The organism is Pseudomonas sp. R62, from assembly GCF_000257605.1.
In the GTDB taxonomy this organism is placed as follows: domain Bacteria; phylum Pseudomonadota; class Gammaproteobacteria; order Pseudomonadales; family Pseudomonadaceae; genus Aquipseudomonas; species Aquipseudomonas atacamensis.
In genome coordinates this window covers 1-1,047 of the sequence record NZ_AHZM01000888.1, presented here as the reverse complement: position 1 = coordinate 1,047, position 1,047 = coordinate 1, and the positions used below count along the sequence as shown (strand labels likewise).

The window sequence follows — 1,047 nt, the reverse complement described above, 5'->3', positions numbered from 1 at the left end:
TCGATGTTCGAGATTCAGCCGATGGACCCCGCTACCTTTCGTCAGCAGACCCGCCGTAGCACGATCATCATCGCCGTGCTGTTTCTGCTGCTGGCCATGCTGTTTTCGTCGGTTGCGGTGGCAGTGTTCGGTGAACCCGACGGGGATAACCTGCGTTTCAATGTCGGCGGCGTATTCGTGGCGTTTCTGCTGACGGCGGCGCTGTTGCGCGGGCGTTTCTGGCATCAGACCTGGATGGCCCCGGCGGTGTACAGCTGGCGCCTCAAGCGCAATCTGATGAGCATCACCAATGTCATGCATCAGGTGACAGCCGCGGTGCAGAACAACGATCCGACGGCGATGAAGGTGTTGCGTTTCTATCACCTCGGATTGCTGCAAATGCATGAGCTGGACGGCAACTCCAGCGATCATGGACAACTGCGTGACGAAGTCGAACAGCACAAGGCGCGGATGCAGGCGCAGGGACTTGATTCTGACCAGCCACGCTTCGATCCGCAGTGGCTGGAAACGTTGAAACCGGCCTCGCGTTAAAACGGAATGCGCCGGGCCCGGCGCAATTTCCATGAGCGCAGCAGTCGTGCGTACACCAACAGGTTGACCGCCAGCACCACGCTGCCGAGGGCCAGTTGAATCTGCGGCGTCAGACCGGCCGGGTAGATGATCGGCCAGATGTAATGCTCAATGAAGCCGTCGGCGTATTCGGTCTGCCCGGCCGCGTGGCGCATGAGGTTTTCCCAGTAGGTCAACGGACAGGTCAGGTGCAATACCTCGACCGCCACGCCCCATGCGGCCGCCGGCAAGTGCAGCCACATCAAACGTGGCCAGCGCAGCACCAGCAGCCCGCCGAACAGCACGAACAAGATGAAACACAAGTGAAACAGCACCAGCCCGTCGGCGGCGATTCGGTAGAGCATGGCGTCTTCCTGACGTAAGGGTGGATGGCGCTATGGTACGCCGCGCGGGACAAAATTCCTTGGTGAATTCGGGCGCGCAAAAGTGTTCTACCCTTTAACGATCATCAACTGTTCTGAGGTGAGGTGCACATGG

2 protein-coding genes are annotated in these 1,047 nt (G+C 59.6%); one reads left to right on the top strand and one right to left on the bottom strand.

Annotated elements, in window-relative coordinates; genetic code table 11:
• Positions 1 to 3: 3 nt before the first annotated feature.
• The gene (locus tag OQK_RS00885; protein WP_038860192.1) at positions 4 to 531 is read left to right on the top strand and encodes a DUF3087 domain-containing protein; all 528 of its coding nucleotides are present in this window, start codon (positions 4 to 6) and stop codon (positions 529 to 531) included.
• On the opposite strand, the gene OQK_RS00880 is transcribed toward OQK_RS00885, so the two are convergent.
• Complete coding sequence (locus OQK_RS00880) at positions 528 to 914, bottom strand: DUF2784 domain-containing protein (protein ID WP_016770702.1); 387 nt, start codon at positions 912 to 914, stop codon at positions 528 to 530. The two genes, OQK_RS00885 and OQK_RS00880, sit on opposite strands and share 4 nt — an antisense overlap.
• Positions 915 to 1,047: the final 133 nt, after the last annotated feature.

Bases quoted from the DNA above. Each gene is read 5' to 3' on its own strand.
- OQK_RS00880 (WP_016770702.1), bottom strand. From the start codon at position 914: ATGCTCTACCGAATCGCCGCCGACGGGCTGGTGCTGTTTCACTTGTGT.
- OQK_RS00885 (WP_038860192.1), top strand. From the start codon at position 4: ATGTTCGAGATTCAGCCGATGGACCCCGCTACCTTTCGTCAGCAGACC.